The sequence below is a fragment of the Kocuria arenosa genome (assembly GCF_042879215.1).
GTDB classification, from domain to species: domain Bacteria; phylum Actinomycetota; class Actinomycetes; order Actinomycetales; family Micrococcaceae; genus Kocuria; species Kocuria arenosa.
On sequence record NZ_JBHZTA010000001.1, the window covers coordinates 340,630 to 358,045 of the forward strand.

Sequence of the window (17,416 nt, forward strand, 5' to 3'; positions counted from 1 at the left end):
GGATCACAGATGCTTCTCCGCCGTGGTGATGTCCGCCGTGGGCTCCACGAGACCGTCCTCGATCGCCCGGATGCGCAGGTCGATCTTCGTGGGCGCCGGGCGCCCGACGCGCGCGTACTTCTCGCGGATGCGGTCGATGTTGGTCTTGACCGCGCTCTGCTTGATCCCCATCCGGCGGGCCACCTGGACCTGGGCGAAGCCGGAGGCGTAGAGCCGCAGGGTCTCCTGCTCCCGCGGGGAGAGGCTGGCCCGGGAGAACTCGACGTCCCCGTCGATCGCGGCGGCGAGCTCCTTCGTGATCACGGGCTTGCCCTCGGCGATGTTGCGGGCCTCCTCGATCGCGTGCTCGAGCGGGTCCGACTTGCGCACCAGGCCCAGCGCGCCGGCCCGCAGCGCCTCACGGATCAGCGCGGCGTTCTCGCCGATGCTGAAGATGAGCACCTTCATGCCGGCGGCACGCAGCAGCTCCACGTTGGTGGCGGGACGGGACATGTCGTCGAGGGACAGGTCCAGGAGCACGACCTCGCACTCGATCCGCTTGGCGCCCTGGGCGGTGAGGGCGGGGTTCTCGGGGTCCCGGCCCAGCTGGTCGAGGAGGCCGGGGACGCTGGAGGCCGATCCGACGAGCTTCACGTCCGCCTGCGAGGTCATGGAGACGAGGCGGACGCCCTCCCGGACGACCTCGTGGTCATCGACGACGGCGACAAGGGTGGACGGCATGGGTGGTTCCTCCGGGTGCTGCTCGATGGGCCGGTCCGCAGATTTCTGCGTGGGGGTGACGGATCTCACCGAGGTGCTCTGATTGTCCCCCCTTTTGTGGTCGGATGCGAACCCGACACGGTGCCGGGACGCAAAGTTACCGGGCCCGGTCCCCCCAGTCGTCCCCCCAGCGATCGACCCTGCGGTGGTAGCGGACGCCCCACAGCCCGCCGAGCACCGCCGCGAGCAGATCGACGACGAGCACGGCCAGGACCGCGAGCAGGCCCGGGACCAGCAGGTCGCCGATCAGCGCCTGGGCGGAGACGCCCACGGGCGCCAGGCCGACGGTGTCGGCCCACACCAGTCCCGCGACGGTGGCCACGGAGCGGCCGAACAGGGACCACAGCCACACGGACACGCCCTGCCGGGCCCCCGAGAAGCGTGCCATCCGCCCCGCGGCGTATCCGCCGCCCAGGAACGCGAGGAACTCGGCCAGGCCCAGGGCCGCCGCGCCCGTCCAGGCCGTCGCGGACCCGGCGGCGAGGTCGTCGACCACGCCGCCCACCCCCTCCACGAGCCGCAGCCCCAGCGCGGCCGCGGTGAGACCTGCCAGCGCGAGCAGCAGCCAGGTCAGGGCCATGGCGCTGAGCCAGCCGAAGAAGCCGGGGACCAGCTGGAGGCCCCCGAACTCCTCCCGCTGCCGGGCGAGACGGCTCGCGGCGTCGGCCGGGGCGCCGGTCGGGGCGCCGGGCCCGGGATCGTGGGGTCCGTGGGCGGACGGGACGGTGCCGTACCCGGCTGCGGGCGCGGCGCCGGGGGCCCCGACCGCGGGAGCCGGGTCCGTGCGCGGCCCCGGGTCCTCCGGGACCGGGCGCTGGGCGGTCACCGCCGGCAGCGGCCGGGTGTGCTGGTCGTCCTCGTCGTCGTACCAGGTCCAGTCCTCGGTCCCGCCGCTCCCGGCGCCTCCGTCCGGGGCGTCGTGCGGCGAGCTGCCGCCGGCCGGGGCGGCGAACCGGCTGACCGGGGGCAGCGGCCGGGTGGCGTCCGAGGAGTCGTGCGGACCGGTGTCCGACCAGGGCATCGGGTCGTCAGGGGAGGGCGAGCCGGGTGTCGAGGAGGGCGTCATGGCACCGGAGTCTACGGCCGGTCCCCGGGGCGGGCCCGGTGGGCCGTCCCGCCCGGCACGGGGTGTCGCCGGGCGGGGCGGCCGGAGGACGCCGCCGAGTAGGGTCGGGGTCAAGCCTGTCGACACCGTGCGCGAGTTCCTGCGCGCCCGTCCCTGGACCGCCAGCTACGACCCCGGCGTCCCTGCGGACCTGGAGCTGCCGGAGACGTCCCTGGTGCACATGCTCGAGCGCTCCGTCGCCCGCCACGGCGCGAGCACCGCGTTCGAGTTCTTCGGGGCCACGACGTCCTACGCCGCCCTGGGCCGGCAGGTCGACCGCGCGGCCGAGGGCCTGCGCCGGCTGGGCGTGCGCCGCGGCGACCGGGTCGCGATCGTCCTGCCCAACTGCCCGCAGCACGTCGTGGCGTTCTACGCGGTGCTGCGCCTGGGTGCCGTCGTCGTCGAGCACAATCCGCTCTGCACGGCTCCGGAGCTGCGCCACCAGTTCGAGGACCACGGGGCGCGCGTGGCGATCGTCTGGGACCGGGCGGCCGACCGGGTGCGCTCGTTGCCCGCGGACCTGCGGGCCGACGCGGTCGTGTCCGTGGACATCACCGCCGCGATGCCGCGCGCGCAGCGGCTGGCCCTGCGCCTGCCGCTGCCGAGGGCACGCGCCTCCCGCGCGCAGCTCACCGGCCCCGCCCCGGGCACGGTCCCCTGGCGGGATGTCCTGGCCGCCGACCCGATCGCCGTGGACCACCCGCGGCCCGCCGCCCACGACCTCGCGCTGCTGCAGTACACCTCCGGCACCACCGGCCTGCCCAAGGGGGCGATGCTCACGCACCGCAACCTCGAGTCCAACGCCCTCATGGGCCGGCACTGGCTCGGCTCCGGCGAGCACGAGGTGGTGCACGGGGTGCTGCCCCTCTTCCACGCCTTCGGCCTGACCCTCGGCGTGACGTTCGCGATGTCCCTCGGGGCGAGGCTCGTGCTCTTCCCGACCGTGCGCGCGGACCTCGTCCTCGGGGCGATGAAGCGTGCGCGGCCCACGGTCCTGCCCGCCGTGCCGCCGGTGTACCAGAAGCTCCTCGACGCCGCGCCGGGGCAGGGCGTCGACCTGCGCGGCATCCCGGTGGCCGTCTCCGGGGCCATGAGCCTGCCGGTCCCGCTCGTGGAGCAGTGGGAGCGGGCCACCGGGGGGATCCTGATCGAGGGCTACGGGCTGACCGAGTGCTCCCCGCTGGTGGCCTGCAATCCGCTCAACGACTCACGCCGGACGGGCTCCATCGGGGTCCCGTTCCCGTCCACCGAGGTCCGGCTCGTCGACCCGGACACCCTCGAGGACGTCCCCCGGGACCACCCGGGGGAGCTGTGGGTACGCGGCCCGCAGGTCTTCCACGGGTACTGGAAGCGCCCCGACGAGACCGCCCGGACGCTGACGGAGGACGGGTGGCTGCGCACCGGCGACGTCGTCACGGTCGACGACGCCGGGTTCCTGCGGGTGGTCGACCGGCTCAAGGAGGTCGTGATCACGGGAGGATTCAACGTGGCCCCCAGCGAGGTCGAGAACGTGCTGCGCCAGCACGACGCGGTGGAGGACGCCGCGGTGGTGGGGCTCGCCGACCCCGGCGGCAGCGAGGTGGTCGTCGCCGCCGTGACCCTCGTGCCGGGGGCCGAGCTCGACGAGGCGGCCCTGCGCGAGCACTGCTGGGCGGGACTCGCCCGCTACAAGGTCCCCCGGCGGATCGTGGCCGTCGAGGAGCTCCCGCGCACGATGCTCGGCAAGATCCAGCGCCGGGAGGTCCGCGAGCAGCTGCAGCGGGCGGGAGTGCGGCTGTGAGCCCGGGGCCTCAGGGCAGGTCCGCGTCCGGGGCGACGTCCCGGTAGGGAACCCGCCGGACGGACCGGATCCGCCCCAGCTCGCCCCATTCGTCGCGCCCGAGCCGCGCGATCGGCCGCAGCGCCCCCACCACGGGGCCCCGCTCGTCCATGGCCCGCTCGTCCACCACCACGTGGGTGACGGCGCCGAGGACCAGGAAGCTGTCACCCACCGGGATGGGGTCCGCGTGCAGCCGGCACTCGATGGCGGCGGGGGACTCGGCCACGCGGGGGGCGGCCACGGTGAGCGAGGGCTCACGGGTCAGTCCTACGGCGTCGAACTCGCTGAGCTCGGGAGGGTAGTCGGTGCCGGTCGCGTTGATCTGCTGGAACAGCTCCGCGGGCGCGAAGTTGACCACGAACTCCCGGCTCTGCCGGATGTTGCGGAGGCTGTCCTTCTCCCCGACGGAGACGAACTGGACGATCGTGGGCCGCTCCGAGGCCACCGTGAAGAACGAGTGCGGGGCCAGGTTGTCGACCCCCGCGGCCGAGAGGGAGCTGACCCACGCGATGGGGCGGGGGAGCACGAGGGACTTGACCGCCCGGGCGAAGGAGCCGTGCCGGTCGGCGGTGATGTCGGTGCGCATGGGCCCATTGCACCACCTCCACCGGTTCCGGTCACGGCGCACGGCCACCGAGTGCACGGTGACATCCTCTCCGATTGGAGTCCTTGGATGTCCTAATGAGGCGATTTCGGTGTACTCTGTGGATCAATACAGGGGAAGGTGGTCGACGACGACCCCTCCGACCGAGTGGAAGGACCAGGGTCCACGATGGAGATCCGGCAGCTCAACTACTTCATCGCCGTGGCCGAGGAGCGCCACTTCGGCCGCGCCGCCAAGCGCCTGCACATGGCCCAGCCGCCGCTGTCCCAGCAGATCCGCCAGCTCGAGGAGCAGCTCGGCGTGCGCCTGCTGGACCGGACCACCCGGCGGGTGGACCTCACCGCCGCCGGCCAGGTGCTCCTGGACCGGGGACGGCGGATCATCAACGAGATCGAGGCCCTCAAGGCCGACGTCTACCAGGTGGGCCAGGGCGCCACGGGCGTGCTGCGCGTCGGCTTCTCCGGCTCGGCGACCTACGGGGTGATGCCGCAGGTGGTGCGGCGGGCGAAGGAGGCGATGCCGGGGCTGTCCCTGGCGCTGCACGGCGAGATGCTGACGCCCGCCATGGAGGCGGGACTGCGGGACCACACCCTCGACGCCGCCCTGCTGCGCCCGCCCGTGGCCTCCGCGGACGTCGAGTACCGGGTCGTCGCGCGGGAGCCGCTCGTGGTGGCGCTGCCCTCCTTCAGCGCCCTCGCCATGGACCTGCCCGTGGCCGTGCACGAGCTGCAGGACCAGGACTTCATCACCTACCCGCCCGACTCCGTGCTCTACCGCACCGCGGCGGACCTCTGCCGCCAGGCCGGCTTCCAGCCCCGGATCGCCCAGGTGGCCGGGGAGACGTCCACGCTGCTGTCCTTCGTGGCCGCCGGCGGCGGGGTGGCCGTGGTGCCCGCCGGGGTGCGCGCCTTCCAGCTGGAGGGCGTCGTCTACCGCGACATCGAGCACTCGCCGCAGATCGAGCTCGCCGTCGCGTGGCGGCGCGAGGACCGCTCCGCCCTGCTGCACAACTTCATCGACGTCGTCGTCGACGCCCAGGCCGCCCCCGGATCCCCCGGCGGCGAGCCCGTCCCGTCCGCCCAGGAAAGGCCCGTCCGCCCATGAAGATCGCGACCGTCGAGGCGATCCCCTACTCGATCCCCTACGTCCACCCGCTGCACTTCGCCTCGGGCGCGGTCCACGCGGCGGACCACGTGCTGGTGCGGATCACCACCGACGAGGGGATCGTGGGCACGGCGGACACCCCGCCGCGGCCCTACACCTACGGTGAGACCCAGAAGTCCATCGTGGCCGTCGTGGAGGACCTCTTCGCCCCGCAGCTGGTGGGACTGGACGTCTTCGACCGCGAGAAGGTCCAGGCCGTGCTGGCCCGCACCATCCACAACCAGACCGCCAAGGGCGCGGTGGACATCGCGCTGTGGGACGTGATCGGCCAGGCCCTCGGCCGGCCGGTGACCAAGCTGCTCGGCGGCTGGACCGACTCGATGCGGGTCTCGCACATGCTCGGCTTCCAGCCCGCCCAGGAACTGCTGGACCTGGCCCTGGAGTTCCGCGAGACCTACGGCATCACCACGTTCAAGCTCAAGACCGGCCGGCACCCGGTCGGCCTCGACGTCGAGGCCGCGAGGGTGCTGCGCGAGGGCCTGGGCGAGGACGCCGAGCTCTACATGGACGCCAACCGCGGCTGGTCCGCCAACGAGGCCATGGAGGTCCTGCGCCGCACGGGCGACCTGGGCCTGCAGTTCCTCGAGGAGCCCGACGACGCCCGCGAGGTGCTCGGCCGCCGCCGCCTGGTGGAGAAGTCCACGATCCCCATCGCCGCCGACGAGTCCGCCCCGAACCTGGGGGAGGCCGCGAAGGAGATCCTCACCGGCGGGGCGAACCTGCTGGCCGTGAAGACCGCCCGCTCCGGGTTCACCGAGGCCGCCAAGATCGTCGGCATGGCCGAGGGCATGGGCGTGGACGTCTACGTGGGCAACCAGATCGACACCCAGGTCGGCACCGTGGCCTCCGTGGTCTTCGGCGCGGCCCTGGCCCACACCTCGAAGCGGGCCGGGGAGCTGTCCAACTTCCTGGACATGGCCGACGACCTCCTCGCCGAGCCCGTGGTCATCGCCGACGGCCGGATCCGCGTGCCGGACGTGCCCGGGGTGGGCACCGCCGTGGACGAGGACAAGCTCGCCCACTACCGCACCGACCGGTAGACCCGGCTCCGTGCCGCACTCCCCGCCCGAGGACCCGGATCCCGGATCCGGCCCGAACATCCAGCCCGACAACCCCGCCCGAGAACCCGGCCCGACGGAAGGACACACCGTGAAGTACCTGGTCCACATGGACATCGACCTCCCCACCGACATGCCCGCCGAGGAGGCCGCGGAGATCAAGGCCACCGAGAAGGCCTACTCCCAGGAGCTGCAGCGCTCCGGGAAGTGGCCCGAGATCTGGCGCGTGGTGGGCGAGTACGCCAACTACTCGGTCTTCGACGTCGAGTCCCACGACGAGCTGCACGACATCCTGCAGAACCTGCCGCTGTTCCCCTACATGGACATCACCGTGGTGCCGCTGGCCAAGCACCCCTCCGACGTGAAGTAGTGCCGTGACACAGTGCCGTGACGCCGCGGCATGACGCAGCGGCGTGAGGCGGGACGGCGCCGCCCCGCGCGAGGTGGCGGCCGACGGCGACCCGGCCACGGGTGCCGCCGTCGGCCGCCATCTCGCGGTCGTCCGGGGGCAGTGGTCGTCCGGGGGCAGTGGTCCTCCGGGGGCAGCGGTCCGGGGGCAGCGATCCGGGGGAGCGGTCATTCGGGGGAGCGGTAGCGGGCGGCGAGCTCGCTGCGGGAGCGGATCCCCAGCTTCCCGTAGATGCGCGTCAGGTGGTACTGGACGGTCTTCTCCGCGAGGAACAGGGCCCGCGCGGTCTCCTTGTTGGTGGCCCCGCCCGACACGAGCTCGGCCACGGCCTGCTCCTGGGCGGTGAGCTGCACTGCGGTGCGGCCCACGGCGGCGAGCACCGGGTCGGAGGGGTCGGGCAGGTTCCCGACGTCGAGCCCGGTCGCCTTGAGCTCGCGGTCGCAGCGCTCCACGTAGGTGGCGGCGCCCAGCGAGTCGTAGAGGTCCCGCGCGGTCCGCAGCACGGTGGACGCCAGGCGCCGCTTGCCCGCACGGCGCATGCTCTGCCCGAAGGCGAAGCTGATCCGGGCGCGCAGGTACGGGCGGTTGAGCCCGCCCAGGTGGCCCAGGGCCGCCTCGAAGTGCTCCCGCGCCGTGTCCGGATCCCCCTGCGCGGCGAGGATCCGCCCCCGGGCCCAGAACGTGCGGGCCTCGTCGGAGGGGATCCGCCGCTCGCGGCGCACGCGCTCGAACGCGGTGAGGAAGGCGTCCGCGTCCTCGAGCCGGTCGGTCATGACGAGGGCGTTGACGTAGGTGTCCTGCCACGGCCAGAAGGAGACCCGCTCGTCGGTCCACGGATCGATGTCCGTGAGCGGCTGCAGCACCCCCAGCGCGCTCTCGTAGTCGGCGCGGGCCTCGTGGAAGCGGGCCCGGGCGAGGCTGGCCGGGACCTGCATGGCCCGGTAGGTGCCCGGCTGCACGGCGGCCTGGGAGACGTAGTGGCGGGCCCGGTCCCAGTCCCCGCGCATCGACCACAGCTCCGCGGCGGTCCAGTACAGGAGCGGGCGGATGAGCGGCATCTGCGCGGTCTCGAGGCGCACCGAGGCGCGGGAGACCGTGGCCGCCGCGGCGTCCCAGTCGCCCAGCACCAGTTGGGTGCGGGCCAGCCAGGCCTCCGCCCACAGGGAGATCCGCAGGGACCCGCCCCGGTGCTCGGTGGGGACGGCCGCCTGGAAGCTGACGAGCGCCGTCTCGACGTCGTCGGCGCGCAGGGCGAGCCACCCGGCGCCCATCTGGAGGCGCTGCTTCTGGGCGTTCTCCGCCGCGTGCTCGAAGGCCCGCTCGTAGGACGCCTCGGCCTCCCGCACCCGGCCCTGGGCGAAGAGGCCCAGGCCGTAGATCGCCTCGGACTCGATGTGGGCGGGGGTGCCGGGAGCGGTGAGGGACATCGCGGTCTCCGCCCACCGGGTGATGACGGGCCCGTCCCAGGAGGCCACGCCGTGCAGCACGAAGCGCTGGGCAATCTGCGCGGCGGCCGCGGGGTCCCGCTGCCGGTTGCTCGTGCGCCACGCCATCTCGAGCTGGGTCTGCGCGCTGCGGTTCTGTCCCGACACCGTGGAGAGGTAGCCGAGCACCGACGAGCGCAGGGGGGAGGACGGCATGGCGTCCACGGCGGCCGCCCACATGCCGGCCTGGGCGATGTTGCCCGAGCCGACGAGGGCGTCCACGGCCCGGAGCAGACGGTCGTTGCGGGCGCGCGTGTCCGCGGAGAGCCGGGACGCCGAGAGCAGGGCCGTGGCGACGTCCTGCCAGGCCCCCACCATCGCCTGCCGCCCGGCGAAGGCCTCGAGCTCCACGGCCAGCGCCTCGTCGGGCCCCGGGGTGGCGGACACGCGGTGGCCGAGCCGCTCGCCCTCCTCGTGCACGGCGGTCGCGGACCGCCGGTGGAGCTCGATCCGCCGGCTCGGCACGATCAGCCCGTAGACGGCCTCCGCGGCGCCCGGCTCGAAGAACTGCACGACCGAGCGGGCCTGGTCCACGGACAGGTCCAGCAGCCCGGCGCGGTGGCCCTCGTCGAGCGCCTCCATCAGGGCGTCCACCCCGCTGACGTGGGCCACCTCGGACAGTCCCGCGCTGCGCCCCAGCACGGAGACGGCCTCGGCCGTGCGGACCAGGTCGGGGGAGGCCTCGGCGAGGACGCTGCGCACGCGGGCGCGCACCCGGGAGCTCGCCGGCAGGTCCGCGAACCAGGAGTGCCAGGTGTCCTCGGGCTGCTCGCGCAGCAGCTCGAGCACCTGCTGGGGGAGCCCGCCGGTGTGCCGGACGAGCCGGTGGGCGGCGGTCGCGCCGAGGTCGAGGCCGAAGTGCTGCCGGGCCGCGGCGCGGACCTCCTCCGCCCCGAGCGGCTCGAGGGGGATGCGCTGCACCTGGTGACCGGTGAGGAAGTCGAGCACCCCGGCCGGGACGTGCCAGGCCTGCGCGGGGTCGAGGGTCAGGACGAACATGACCCGCTTGCCGTGCAGCCGGCGCATCACGAACACCAGGATCCGCAGGGTCTGCTCGTCCAGCCGGTGGGCGTCGTCCACGGTGACCACCACGCTGCCGCGGGTCTGCAGGCTCTCGAGGTGGGTGCTCAGGGTGGCGGCGTAGTTCACGGCCTGCGCGGGGCTCAGGTCGGCGACCGGGGCCGAGGGCGGCGCGGGCTCACCGTCGAAGCCCCTGGACGAGCGCAGCGGCGTGGCGAGCATGAGCTGGCTGTACCCGGCCAGGGCGAGCTGGGACTCCCACTCGTCGCCGGTGGCGCTGAGCACGCGGACGCCTCGCGCGGCGGAGCGGCAGTGGTCGAGGAACAGCTCGAGCAGGGCCGTCTTGCCCGAGCCCAGCGGGCCGTCGAGCACCACCGTGCGGACGTGGCCCCTGCGCACGGTCCGCAGGACCTCGAGGAGCTCCTCCAGCGCGGCGGCCCGCCCGACCAGCGGGAACTCCTCCCCGGGTTCTCCGTGGTGCAGGCCCGCCGTCATGGCCGCGAGTCTACCCGGGGGCAGGGCGCGGCCACGCCGGCGGGCGTGCGCCCGGACGCGGCTCAGCCGAGGTCCCCGCCGGCGACCGGCAGGACGCTGCCGGTGACGTAGGAGGCCTCGTCGGAGGCGAGGAACACGATGGGCGCGGCCTGCTCGTCGAGCGTGCCGTAGCGCTTCACGAGCGACGACTCCACGGTCTGGTCCACGATCACCTGGTACCACGCCTTCTCGGTGGCGGACTCGGCCTCGGGCCCGCGCCTGACGCGGCGGGGCGGGGCCTCGGTGCCGCCGGGGGCGGTGGCGACCACGCGGATCCCGCGGCCGGCGACCTCCATGGCCAGGGACTGGGTCAGGGCGTTGACCCCGCCCTTCGCCGCGGCGTAGGGCACCCGGTGCATCCCGCGGGTGGCCACCGAGGAGACGTTGACGATCGTGCCCGAGCCCTGCTCCAGCATGGCCGGGAGCACGGCGCGGCAGGACCACAGCGTGGGGAAGAGGGAGCGGCGGATCTCCTTCTCGATCTTCTCCTCGTCGTACTCCTCGTAGGGCCGGGCCCAGATGGTGCCGCCCACGTTGTTGACGAGCACGTCCACCCGGCCGTGCGCGGCGTGCGCGGCCTCCACGGCGTGCTGGGCCCCGGCCCAGGTCTCGAGGTCGGCGGTCACGGACGTCGCGGAACCGCCCGAGCCCGAGGCCTCGGAGGCGCGGGTGATGCCCTGCGCCACGTCGTGCACCAGTTCGGAGCGGTCCACGAGGACGACGGCGCCGCCCTCGGCGCCGATCCGCTCGGCCACCTTCTGTCCGATGCCCTGCGCGGAGCCGGTCACGACCGCCACCTTGCCGGCGAAGCGGCCCGGGGTGAGGAACTGCCCCGCGTACGGTGCGCCCATCAGCGACCGGCCTCCTTGGCGTCGATCGCCGTGGACATGGTCTCCTTGGCGTCGCGGGCGTGGGCCATGATCACCTCGCGGGCGCGCTCCTTGTCGTTGCGCTCGAAGGCCTCGACGACGTCCAGGTGGTCCTGGGCGACCCCGGCGAAGATCTCCGTGCCCCGTTCGAAGGTCGCGGCCATCTGCGCGCGCACGTCGAGCCGGCGGTAGGACTCCAGCAGCGTGGGGTTGTCGCAGACCAGGAAGAGGTACTCGTGGTACTCCTCGTTGGTCCGCACGTACTCCTCGGGGTCCTGGACGGTGCCCGCGCCCACGGAGCGCGTGGTGGCCTCGGCGAGGCGCCGGAACTGCTCCAGCTGCTCCTCCGTCAGCCGGCCCATCACGAGCTCGGTGACGGCGAGCTCGAGGCCCATGCGGGCGTCGAGGTGGGCGAAGCTGTCCTCCTTGCGGAACTCCAGCCGGCCGGTCTCCAGCGAGGAGAGCGCCTCGGAGCGGGTCATGGTGTCGCCCTCGGCGGCGATCGTCTCGGGGGAGGGCGGGGCGCCGGTCTCGGCGTCGCCGCCGGTCGTCTCCTTCGGCGCGAAGCGCTCGAAATAGAAGTTCGCGGGCTCGATCCCCTCGGAGTCCAGCCACGCGGAGACGGCGTTGACCATGGGCGGCGGACCGCACAGGTAGACGTCCACGTCGCCGTCGTTGAGGTGGGACGGCTCGATGATCTGCGTGACGTAGCCGGTGTGCGGGGCGGAGGTGCCCGCCTCGGAGGCGATGTAGTCCCAGGTGAACGCCGGCAGCCTCTCCTCGTAGGCACGGAGCCGGTCGAGGCCAACGATGTCGGCCTCGCGGGTCACGCCGTAGACCAGGTGCACGGGGCTGCCGGGCGGGTTCTCGGAGAGCTTCTCCAGGATCGACAGGAGCGGGGCCAGGCCGGTGCCACCGGCGAGCAGCAGCATCGGGCGCTTGGGCTCGCGCAGGAAGAACGAGCCGTAGGGGCCGCTGAACTCGACGGTGTCGCCGACCTGGGCGCGGTCGCGCAGGTACTCGGACATCGCGCCCTGGGGGGTGATGCGCACCATGAAGCCCGCGCCCTCCACCTCGGGGCCGCTGCTGAAGGAGTAGGAGCGCTCGGCGTCGGTGCCGGGCACCTTGATGTTGACGTACTGGCCGGGCAGGAACGCGAGGTCCTCCCGCTTCTCGACGTCGAGGGTGAAGGAGATCGTGGTCTCGGAGTGCTTGTCCAGCTCCTGGAGCGTGGAGGTGTACGTGGCGGCGGAGGTCTTCGCGGACTCGGCGGTCGCCGGGATCTGGATGGCCATGTCGGACTCCGGGACCGCCTGGCAGGTGAGCAGGTAGCCCTTCTCGAGCTCGTCCTCGGTCATGGCGTCGTCGATGAAGTCCCCGGGGTCGAAGGAGCCGGAGTCGCAGAAGGCCTTGCAGGTGCCGCAGGCGCCGTCCCGGCAGTCCGCGGGAATGTTGATGCGCGCCTTGTAGGCGGCGTCGAGGACGGTCTCGTAGTCGCCGACCTTGACGACCTTCGTGACGCCGTCCTCGAAGCTGAGGGCTACCTGGTGGCCCATGATTTCCTCCTGGGTGGGGGCCGCGTCCTCGCGGCCCGCGAAAAGTCTGTGGGGTGCTCGGTGAGCACGGGATGGCTCGGTGAGCACGGGGTGCCGACGGTCCGTCGTGGTCGGCCCCGGCACGGAGCCGACCACGGCAAGCGTCAGATCATGTAGACGTCCACAACGTGGTGGATGTAGTCGTTCTTCAGGACGACCTTCTTCTTCAGGATCACCGGCTCGTCGCCCGAGAGGTCGATCGTGTAGAAGCTGGTGCCGAAGTAGGTGTCCGTCGTGTTGTAGCGGAAGTACAGCGTGAACCAGTTGAAGCGGACCTGCACCCGGTCGCCGTCGTGCTCGAGGACCTCCACGTCGGTGATGTTGTGCCCGGTGCGGGGGTCCGGCAGGGACGTGGCGGAGGAACGGTCCGTCTTGATGCGGAACACGCGGTCCTCGATGCCGCCGCGGTTGTCGTAGTAGATCAGGGAGATCTCGTTCTGGGGGTCCTCGGTCAGCTGGTCGTCGTCGCCCCAGGACGGCATCCAGAACTCGGAGTCCGGGTGGTAGCACTCGAGCCACTCGTCGAACCGGCGGTCGTCCAGCAGGCGCGCCTCCTTGTAGAGGAAGGAGCGCACGGTCTCGAGGGTCGCGATCTCCTCGGCGGTCTTCAGCGCCGTCACGGGGTTCAGCAGGTTGGCCATGGTGTTCTGCACTCTTTCTGTGGTTCGGGGGGAGTCCGGGTCAGACGGTCACGGGAGCGGGTTGCGCGGCGGCGCGCTCCTCCGCGGCCAGGCCCTTGTCCATGACGTCCTTCCAGAAGCCGTGCTGGATGGGGTACAGGCCCTCGTCCTCGGTGCGCACGCCGGACGCGATGACCTTGGTCATGCCGAGGGCCCGGGCCTGCTCGTCCGGCCCCTGGATCTCGTGGGCGGCGCCGCGGGACATGTCGTTCCACGGGGCGGAGGTGGCCCAGTAGGTCTTGTTGCAGGAGCGGAACTCCTCGAGGTCGTCCGGGGTCGCCATGCCCGTCGCGTTGAAGAAGTCCTCGTACTGGCGGATCCGCTTGGAGCGGTTCTCCTGGGACTCGCCCTTGGGGGCGATGCAGTAGATGGTGACCTCGGTCTGGTCCGCGGAGATCGGCCGGAAGTGGCGGATCTGCGAGGAGAACTGGTCCATGATGTACACGTTCGGGTACAGGCACAGGTTGCGCGAGATGTTGATCATGAAGTTCGCCATCTCCTCGCCGTACTTGTCGACGAGCTCCTCGCGGCGGTCCCACAGCGGTCGGTCCTGCGGGTTGGTCCACTCCTGCCACAGCAGCAGGTGGCCGTGCTCGTAGGAGTAGAACCCGCCCTTGACCTTGCCCCACTTGCCGGCGTCCATGGCCTTGGTCTTGTTCGCGGAGTCGCCGGCGGTGCGGCGGGCGGTCGTCGCGGCGTAGTTCCAGTGCACCGAGGTCACGTGGTAGCCGTCGGCGCCGTTCTCCGCCTGGACCTTCCAGTTGCCGTCGTAGGTGTAGGTCGAGGCGCCGCGCAGGACCTCGAGGCCCTCGGGGGACTGGTCCACGATCGAGTCGATCACCGTGGTGGCGTCGCCCAGGTGCTCCTCCAGGGGGAGCACGTCCGGGTTGAGGGAGCCGAACAGGAAGCCGCGGTAGGACTCGAAGCGGGCGACCTGGGTCAGGTCGTGCGAGCCCTCCTTGTTGAAGTTCTCCGGGTAGCCGCCGTTGCGGCCGTCCTTGACCTTGAGCAGCTCGCCGGAGTTCTTGAACGTCCAGCCGTGGAAGGGGCAGGTGAAGGTGGTGCGGTTGTCCGTCTTGCGCCGGCACAGCATCGCGCCGCGGTGGGAGCACGCGTTGACGATGCAGTTCAGCTTCTCCTCCTTGTCGCGGGTGATGACCACCGGGGTGCGACCGATGTAGGTGGTGAAGTAGTCGCCCACGTTGGAGACCTGGGACTCGTGCGCCAGGTACACCCAGTTGCCCTCGAAGATGTACTTCATCTCCAGCTCGAAGACCTCCTCGTCGGTGAAGATCTCCCGCTTGGCCCGGATGAGGCCGTTCTCGCGGTCGTCCACCACGGCGTCGGAGAGGACCTCGCGGACGTGGGTCAGGTTCTCGGTCATGACGTGCTCCTTCTGGTCAGGATGTCTGGGGCGGGACGTCTGCTCGGGACGTGCGGGCCGGGGCCGCGACCGGCTCCTGCCGGACGGTACAGAGCCAGTCTGGTGCGCCGTGACTCCGCTCACATCAGGCAAACCCCTAGGAGTAACCCAGGGTGGTTTTATGCCGTATTGGGTACACAAAAGTAGCCCAATCAATATTTGTCGCGTCCTGATCGCACCCCTAGGCTGAAGGAGACGTCGACGTGTCCGGAGTCACAACCGGAGGCCTCGAGCTGGGGGCCGCGAACTGCATCGGGAGCGACGGGCACGACGGGCGTCCCTGATCACCGTTCAACGAGAAATGTGGAGAACACCATGACGGAGACCCGTGCGGCAACGCGCAAGGAGAACGAGGGCACCGCGGTCGAGGCCGGGTCCAAGGCGACCGAGCGGTTCACCGCCTCCGGCAAGCTGGCGAAGCTGGCCGTGCCGAAGGAGCGGGTGTCCCTGCTGGCCGGCGCGGCGATCAAGGCGATCAACGACATCGCGGTCGAGCACCAGGTCACCTACGAGGAGTACAACGCGCTGAAGGCGTGGCTGATCAAGGTCGGCACCGACGGGGAGTGGCCGCTGTTCCTGGACGTGTGGCTGGAGCACACCATCGAGGACGTCAACTCGCAGGAGCGCCCGGGTGCGGTGGGCACCATCGAGGGCCCCTACTACGTGCCGGACTCCCCGGTACTGCCCACTCCGGCGACCCTGGAGATGCGCGCCGACGAGCCGGGCACTCCGCTGCTGTTCAAAGGCCGGTTCACCGACACCGACGGCAACCCCCTGCAGGGTGCCCAGGTGGAGATCTGGCACGCCGACGCCAACGGCTTCTACTCCCAGTACGCCCCCGAGCTGCCCGAGTGGCTGTTCCGCGGCACCGTGAAGGCCGACGAGAACGGCTTCTTCGAGATCAACACCAAGCGCCCGGCCCCGTACCAGATCCCCACCGACGGGGCCTGCGGGCAGTTGATCTCCGCGGCCGGCTGGCACGCGTGGCGTCCGGCGCACATCCACATCAAGGTCTCCGCGCCCGGGCACCAGCTGGTCACCCAGCAGCTGTACTTCCCCGGCGACCCGCACAACGAGGACGACATCGCCTCGGCGGTCAAGCCCGAGCTGATGCTCGACCCGAAGCCGCGCACCGACGGCGGCGAGGGGGAAGAGGTCGTCTACGACTACGTCCTCGCCAAGGAGGGTCAGACCAAGTAGGGACCCCACGCGCGGGCGCGACAGCCGTGGTGGACCCGGGAACGCCCCCGTCGGCCGAGGCCGACGGGGGCGTTCCCGTGCTCGGGGCGGGCCGGACGGGCGCGGTGCCGAGCACTCCCGCGGCCGTCTCCGGGGCCACCAGGACCGTCGAGGACACAAAACGCACAGGCGGCTTGCTCATGCAGATCACTGGGTCTAAGGTAAATCTGTCGTCGGCGTTGGCCCGGAGGTGATCCCCCCATCTGCCTCCGGATGATTCCTGCCGACGTGTGGTGTCCCATTCCCCCGATCGGGATGCCGGACAGGCCCTGCCGATCCCCCCATGCGGCAGGGCCTGTCCCCTGTCCGGGGGCAGTCCTGGATCCGGGCGGGCCCCGGCCGGTGGGCGGCTCAGGGGGCCGGTGTCAGCACAGCCCCAGTTCCTCGAGGCGGGGAAGCACCTTGCCGGACACGGACAGCAGCGCGTCCATCTCCTCCCGGGTCAGGTGGTCGATGAGCGCCGCCCGCACCAGCTCGAGGTGACCGGGGGCGGAGGCCTCGATGGCACGCCGCCCCTCCGGGGTGATCCGCACGTCGAGTCCGCGCGCGTCGCTGTCGCACGGCAGCCGCTCGAGCAGCCCGCGCCGGGCCATGCGGGAGAGCAGGTGGGACAGGCGGCTGCGCTCCCAGCCGAGCTCGTGGAGCAGGTCGCGGGAGCGGACCACGCCGGCGCTGCTCTCCGACAGCTGCACGAGGACCTCGTACTCCGAGCCGGACAGTGCGCTGTCCCGGGACAGCTGCCGGTCCACCGCGGTCTGCATGCCGCGGCTCAGGGCCAGGAAGCCGCGCCACACGCGCTGCTCCTCGTCCGACAGCCAGTTGACCTCGTCGGTCTCCGGGTGGCTCATGTGGCGGTCCTCTCGTGGCGCGGGAAAACCCCCACTGTAGATTGACATGTCAACAAATGTCAACTGCCCGGCACGTCCTCCGGCGGGGTGTCGCGCAGGTCGGGTCGGTCACCGGTCCCGAGGCCGTACCGCGTCGGACGGCGGTGGATCCACTCCGAGTCGTAGTGGTCCCCGGGGTCGTGCACGGGCCGCCGGAGCCGTTCGGCGTACCCGGTGGGGCGCAGGGGGGAGTCGTCGTCGTCGACGGGCGTGAAGGAGGTCATGGCCACGAGGCCGAAGCCCAGGCCCGCGGCGACCACCAGGGTCATCCCCGAGACGACCAGGACGCTGACGTACTCGTCGGCCAGGTGCGCGCCGGTGGTGCCCGCCAGCAGCGGCTGGACCGCGAACACCCCGGCGAGGGGCAGCAGGCCGAGCAGCAGCAGGGCGGAGGGGATGAGCCACAGCTTCGAGCGGCTCCGCAGCGGGGGCACCGAGGCGTCCCGGAAGGCCGGGTGCAGCTGGGCCTGGACGGCGGCGAATCCTGCGAGACCGGGCAGGACGAGCAGTGCTCCGACGGCCCAGCTCCACGCGTGACCGACGGCGGTCAGCCCGCCGCCCAGCAGGAGGCCCAGCATCACGAGCGTGAAGGAGAGTCCCCGCGTCATCCGGCGCGCGGCCCGCGGGGAGGCCGCGCCCCTGTGGTCCGCCCGGAGCGGGGCGTGCTGCGGGGGGAGTCGCTGGCCGTATTCGGGCTCGTTGCCGTGGGTGCTCATGAGCGGGCTGTTTCCGTGGTGGGAGGGTGCTGGACGCCTCTACTGTAGACC

At 72.1% G+C, this 17,416-nt stretch carries 15 protein-coding genes; 5 read left to right on the top strand and 10 right to left on the bottom strand.

The window, feature by feature from the left end; genetic code table 11:
* Positions 1 to 3: 3 nt before the first annotated feature.
* Both ACFYE3_RS01615 and ACFYE3_RS01620 read right to left on the bottom strand, forming a co-directional pair.
* The gene (locus ACFYE3_RS01615) at positions 4 to 720 is read right to left on the bottom strand and encodes a LuxR C-terminal-related transcriptional regulator (RefSeq protein ID WP_017832665.1); all 717 of its coding nucleotides are present in this window, start codon (positions 718 to 720) and stop codon (positions 4 to 6) included.
* A gap of 136 nt (positions 721 to 856) precedes the next feature.
* Positions 857 to 1,825, bottom strand: a complete 969-nt coding sequence (locus ACFYE3_RS01620) for a hypothetical protein (protein ID WP_387605407.1) — start codon at positions 1,823 to 1,825, stop codon at positions 857 to 859.
* Between the two features lie 127 nt (positions 1,826 to 1,952).
* Between ACFYE3_RS01620 and ACFYE3_RS01625 the strand changes: the two genes are divergently transcribed.
* Positions 1,953 to 3,644 carry a long-chain-fatty-acid--CoA ligase gene (locus ACFYE3_RS01625; protein ID WP_387605405.1) on the top strand — a complete coding sequence of 564 codons (1,692 nt, stop codon included), beginning with the start codon at positions 1,953 to 1,955 and terminating at the stop codon, positions 3,642 to 3,644.
* Positions 3,645 to 3,654: 10 nt separating this feature from the next.
* On the opposite strand, the gene ACFYE3_RS01630 is transcribed toward ACFYE3_RS01625, so the two are convergent.
* Entirely contained in the window at positions 3,655 to 4,269 is a 615-nt protein-coding gene (locus ACFYE3_RS01630) for a flavin reductase family protein (protein WP_387605403.1), read from the bottom strand.
* 186 nt (positions 4,270 to 4,455) lie between these two features.
* On the opposite strand from ACFYE3_RS01630, the gene ACFYE3_RS01635 reads away from it, so the two are divergent.
* The 3 genes from ACFYE3_RS01635 to catC all read left to right on the top strand — a co-directional run bounded on the left by ACFYE3_RS01635 (position 4,456) and on the right by catC (position 6,879).
* On the top strand, positions 4,456 to 5,391 hold the full coding sequence (locus tag ACFYE3_RS01635; RefSeq protein WP_387605401.1) for a LysR substrate-binding domain-containing protein: 936 nt from the start codon (positions 4,456 to 4,458) through the stop codon (positions 5,389 to 5,391).
* Positions 5,388 to 6,491, top strand: a complete 1,104-nt coding sequence (locus ACFYE3_RS01640) for a mandelate racemase/muconate lactonizing enzyme family protein (protein ID WP_387605400.1) — start codon at positions 5,388 to 5,390, stop codon at positions 6,489 to 6,491. The genes ACFYE3_RS01635 and ACFYE3_RS01640 overlap by 4 nt, the downstream gene beginning before the upstream one ends.
* A gap of 109 nt (positions 6,492 to 6,600) precedes the next feature.
* A complete protein-coding gene (gene catC, locus ACFYE3_RS01645; RefSeq protein WP_368821274.1) occupies positions 6,601 to 6,879 on the top strand; it encodes a muconolactone Delta-isomerase in 279 nt (92 codons plus the stop codon).
* Positions 6,880 to 7,085: 206 nt separating this feature from the next.
* Here catC and ACFYE3_RS01650 read toward each other — a convergent pair whose 3' ends face one another.
* The 5 genes from ACFYE3_RS01650 to benA all read right to left on the bottom strand — a co-directional run bounded on the left by ACFYE3_RS01650 (position 7,086) and on the right by benA (position 14,484).
* The gene (locus ACFYE3_RS01650) at positions 7,086 to 9,917 is read right to left on the bottom strand and encodes an AAA family ATPase (RefSeq protein ID WP_387605398.1); all 2,832 of its coding nucleotides are present in this window, start codon (positions 9,915 to 9,917) and stop codon (positions 7,086 to 7,088) included.
* A gap of 62 nt (positions 9,918 to 9,979) precedes the next feature.
* Complete coding sequence (locus tag ACFYE3_RS01655) at positions 9,980 to 10,807, bottom strand: 1,6-dihydroxycyclohexa-2,4-diene-1-carboxylate dehydrogenase (protein ID WP_387605395.1); 828 nt, start codon at positions 10,805 to 10,807, stop codon at positions 9,980 to 9,982.
* Positions 10,807 to 12,381: a benzoate 1,2-dioxygenase electron transfer component BenC gene (benC, locus tag ACFYE3_RS01660; RefSeq protein WP_387605392.1), complete on the bottom strand. Its 1,575-nt coding sequence runs from the start codon at positions 12,379 to 12,381 to the stop codon at positions 10,807 to 10,809. The genes ACFYE3_RS01655 and benC overlap by 1 nt, the downstream gene beginning before the upstream one ends.
* A gap of 143 nt (positions 12,382 to 12,524) precedes the next feature.
* On the bottom strand, positions 12,525 to 13,061 hold the full coding sequence (gene benB / locus ACFYE3_RS01665; RefSeq protein ID WP_387605391.1) for a benzoate 1,2-dioxygenase small subunit: 537 nt from the start codon (positions 13,059 to 13,061) through the stop codon (positions 12,525 to 12,527).
* 40 nt (positions 13,062 to 13,101) lie between these two features.
* A complete protein-coding gene (gene benA / locus ACFYE3_RS01670) occupies positions 13,102 to 14,484 on the bottom strand; it encodes a benzoate 1,2-dioxygenase large subunit (RefSeq protein WP_387605389.1) in 1,383 nt (460 codons plus the stop codon).
* Between the two features lie 354 nt (positions 14,485 to 14,838).
* Here benA and catA point away from each other — a divergent pair, with 354 nt between their 5' ends.
* Positions 14,839 to 15,723 (top strand): catechol 1,2-dioxygenase, encoded by an 885-nt coding sequence (gene catA, locus ACFYE3_RS01675; RefSeq protein ID WP_387605387.1) that lies wholly within the window; start codon positions 14,839 to 14,841, stop codon positions 15,721 to 15,723.
* Between the two features lie 404 nt (positions 15,724 to 16,127).
* Here catA and ACFYE3_RS01680 read toward each other — a convergent pair whose 3' ends face one another.
* Together ACFYE3_RS01680 and ACFYE3_RS01685 are read right to left on the bottom strand one after the other, a co-directional pair.
* On the bottom strand, positions 16,128 to 16,610 hold the full coding sequence (locus ACFYE3_RS01680) for a MarR family winged helix-turn-helix transcriptional regulator (RefSeq protein WP_368821281.1): 483 nt from the start codon (positions 16,608 to 16,610) through the stop codon (positions 16,128 to 16,130).
* Between the two features lie 59 nt (positions 16,611 to 16,669).
* On the bottom strand, positions 16,670 to 17,365 hold the full coding sequence (locus ACFYE3_RS01685; protein ID WP_387605385.1) for a hypothetical protein: 696 nt from the start codon (positions 17,363 to 17,365) through the stop codon (positions 16,670 to 16,672).
* Positions 17,366 to 17,416: the final 51 nt, after the last annotated feature.

Coding starts and splice junctions, on each gene's coding strand:
- ACFYE3_RS01615 (WP_017832665.1), bottom strand. CDS start 720: ATGCCGTCCACCCTTGTCGCCGTCGTCGATGACCACGAGGTCGTCCGG.
- ACFYE3_RS01620 (WP_387605407.1), bottom strand. CDS start 1,825: ATGACGCCCTCCTCGACACCCGGCTCGCCCTCCCCTGACGACCCGATG.
- ACFYE3_RS01630 (WP_387605403.1), bottom strand. CDS start 4,269: ATGCGCACCGACATCACCGCCGACCGGCACGGCTCCTTCGCCCGGGCG.
- ACFYE3_RS01635 (WP_387605401.1), top strand. CDS start 4,456: ATGGAGATCCGGCAGCTCAACTACTTCATCGCCGTGGCCGAGGAGCGC.
- ACFYE3_RS01640 (WP_387605400.1), top strand. CDS start 5,388: ATGAAGATCGCGACCGTCGAGGCGATCCCCTACTCGATCCCCTACGTC.
- ACFYE3_RS01650 (WP_387605398.1), bottom strand. CDS start 9,917: ATGACGGCGGGCCTGCACCACGGAGAACCCGGGGAGGAGTTCCCGCTG.
- ACFYE3_RS01655 (WP_387605395.1), bottom strand. CDS start 10,807: ATGGGCGCACCGTACGCGGGGCAGTTCCTCACCCCGGGCCGCTTCGCC.
- benC (WP_387605392.1), bottom strand. CDS start 12,381: ATGGGCCACCAGGTAGCCCTCAGCTTCGAGGACGGCGTCACGAAGGTC.
- benB (WP_387605391.1), bottom strand. CDS start 13,061: ATGGCCAACCTGCTGAACCCCGTGACGGCGCTGAAGACCGCCGAGGAG.
- benA (WP_387605389.1), bottom strand. CDS start 14,484: ATGACCGAGAACCTGACCCACGTCCGCGAGGTCCTCTCCGACGCCGTG.
- catA (WP_387605387.1), top strand. CDS start 14,839: ATGACGGAGACCCGTGCGGCAACGCGCAAGGAGAACGAGGGCACCGCG.
- ACFYE3_RS01680 (WP_368821281.1), bottom strand. CDS start 16,610: ATGAGCCACCCGGAGACCGACGAGGTCAACTGGCTGTCGGACGAGGAG.
- ACFYE3_RS01685 (WP_387605385.1), bottom strand. CDS start 17,365: ATGAGCACCCACGGCAACGAGCCCGAATACGGCCAGCGACTCCCCCCG.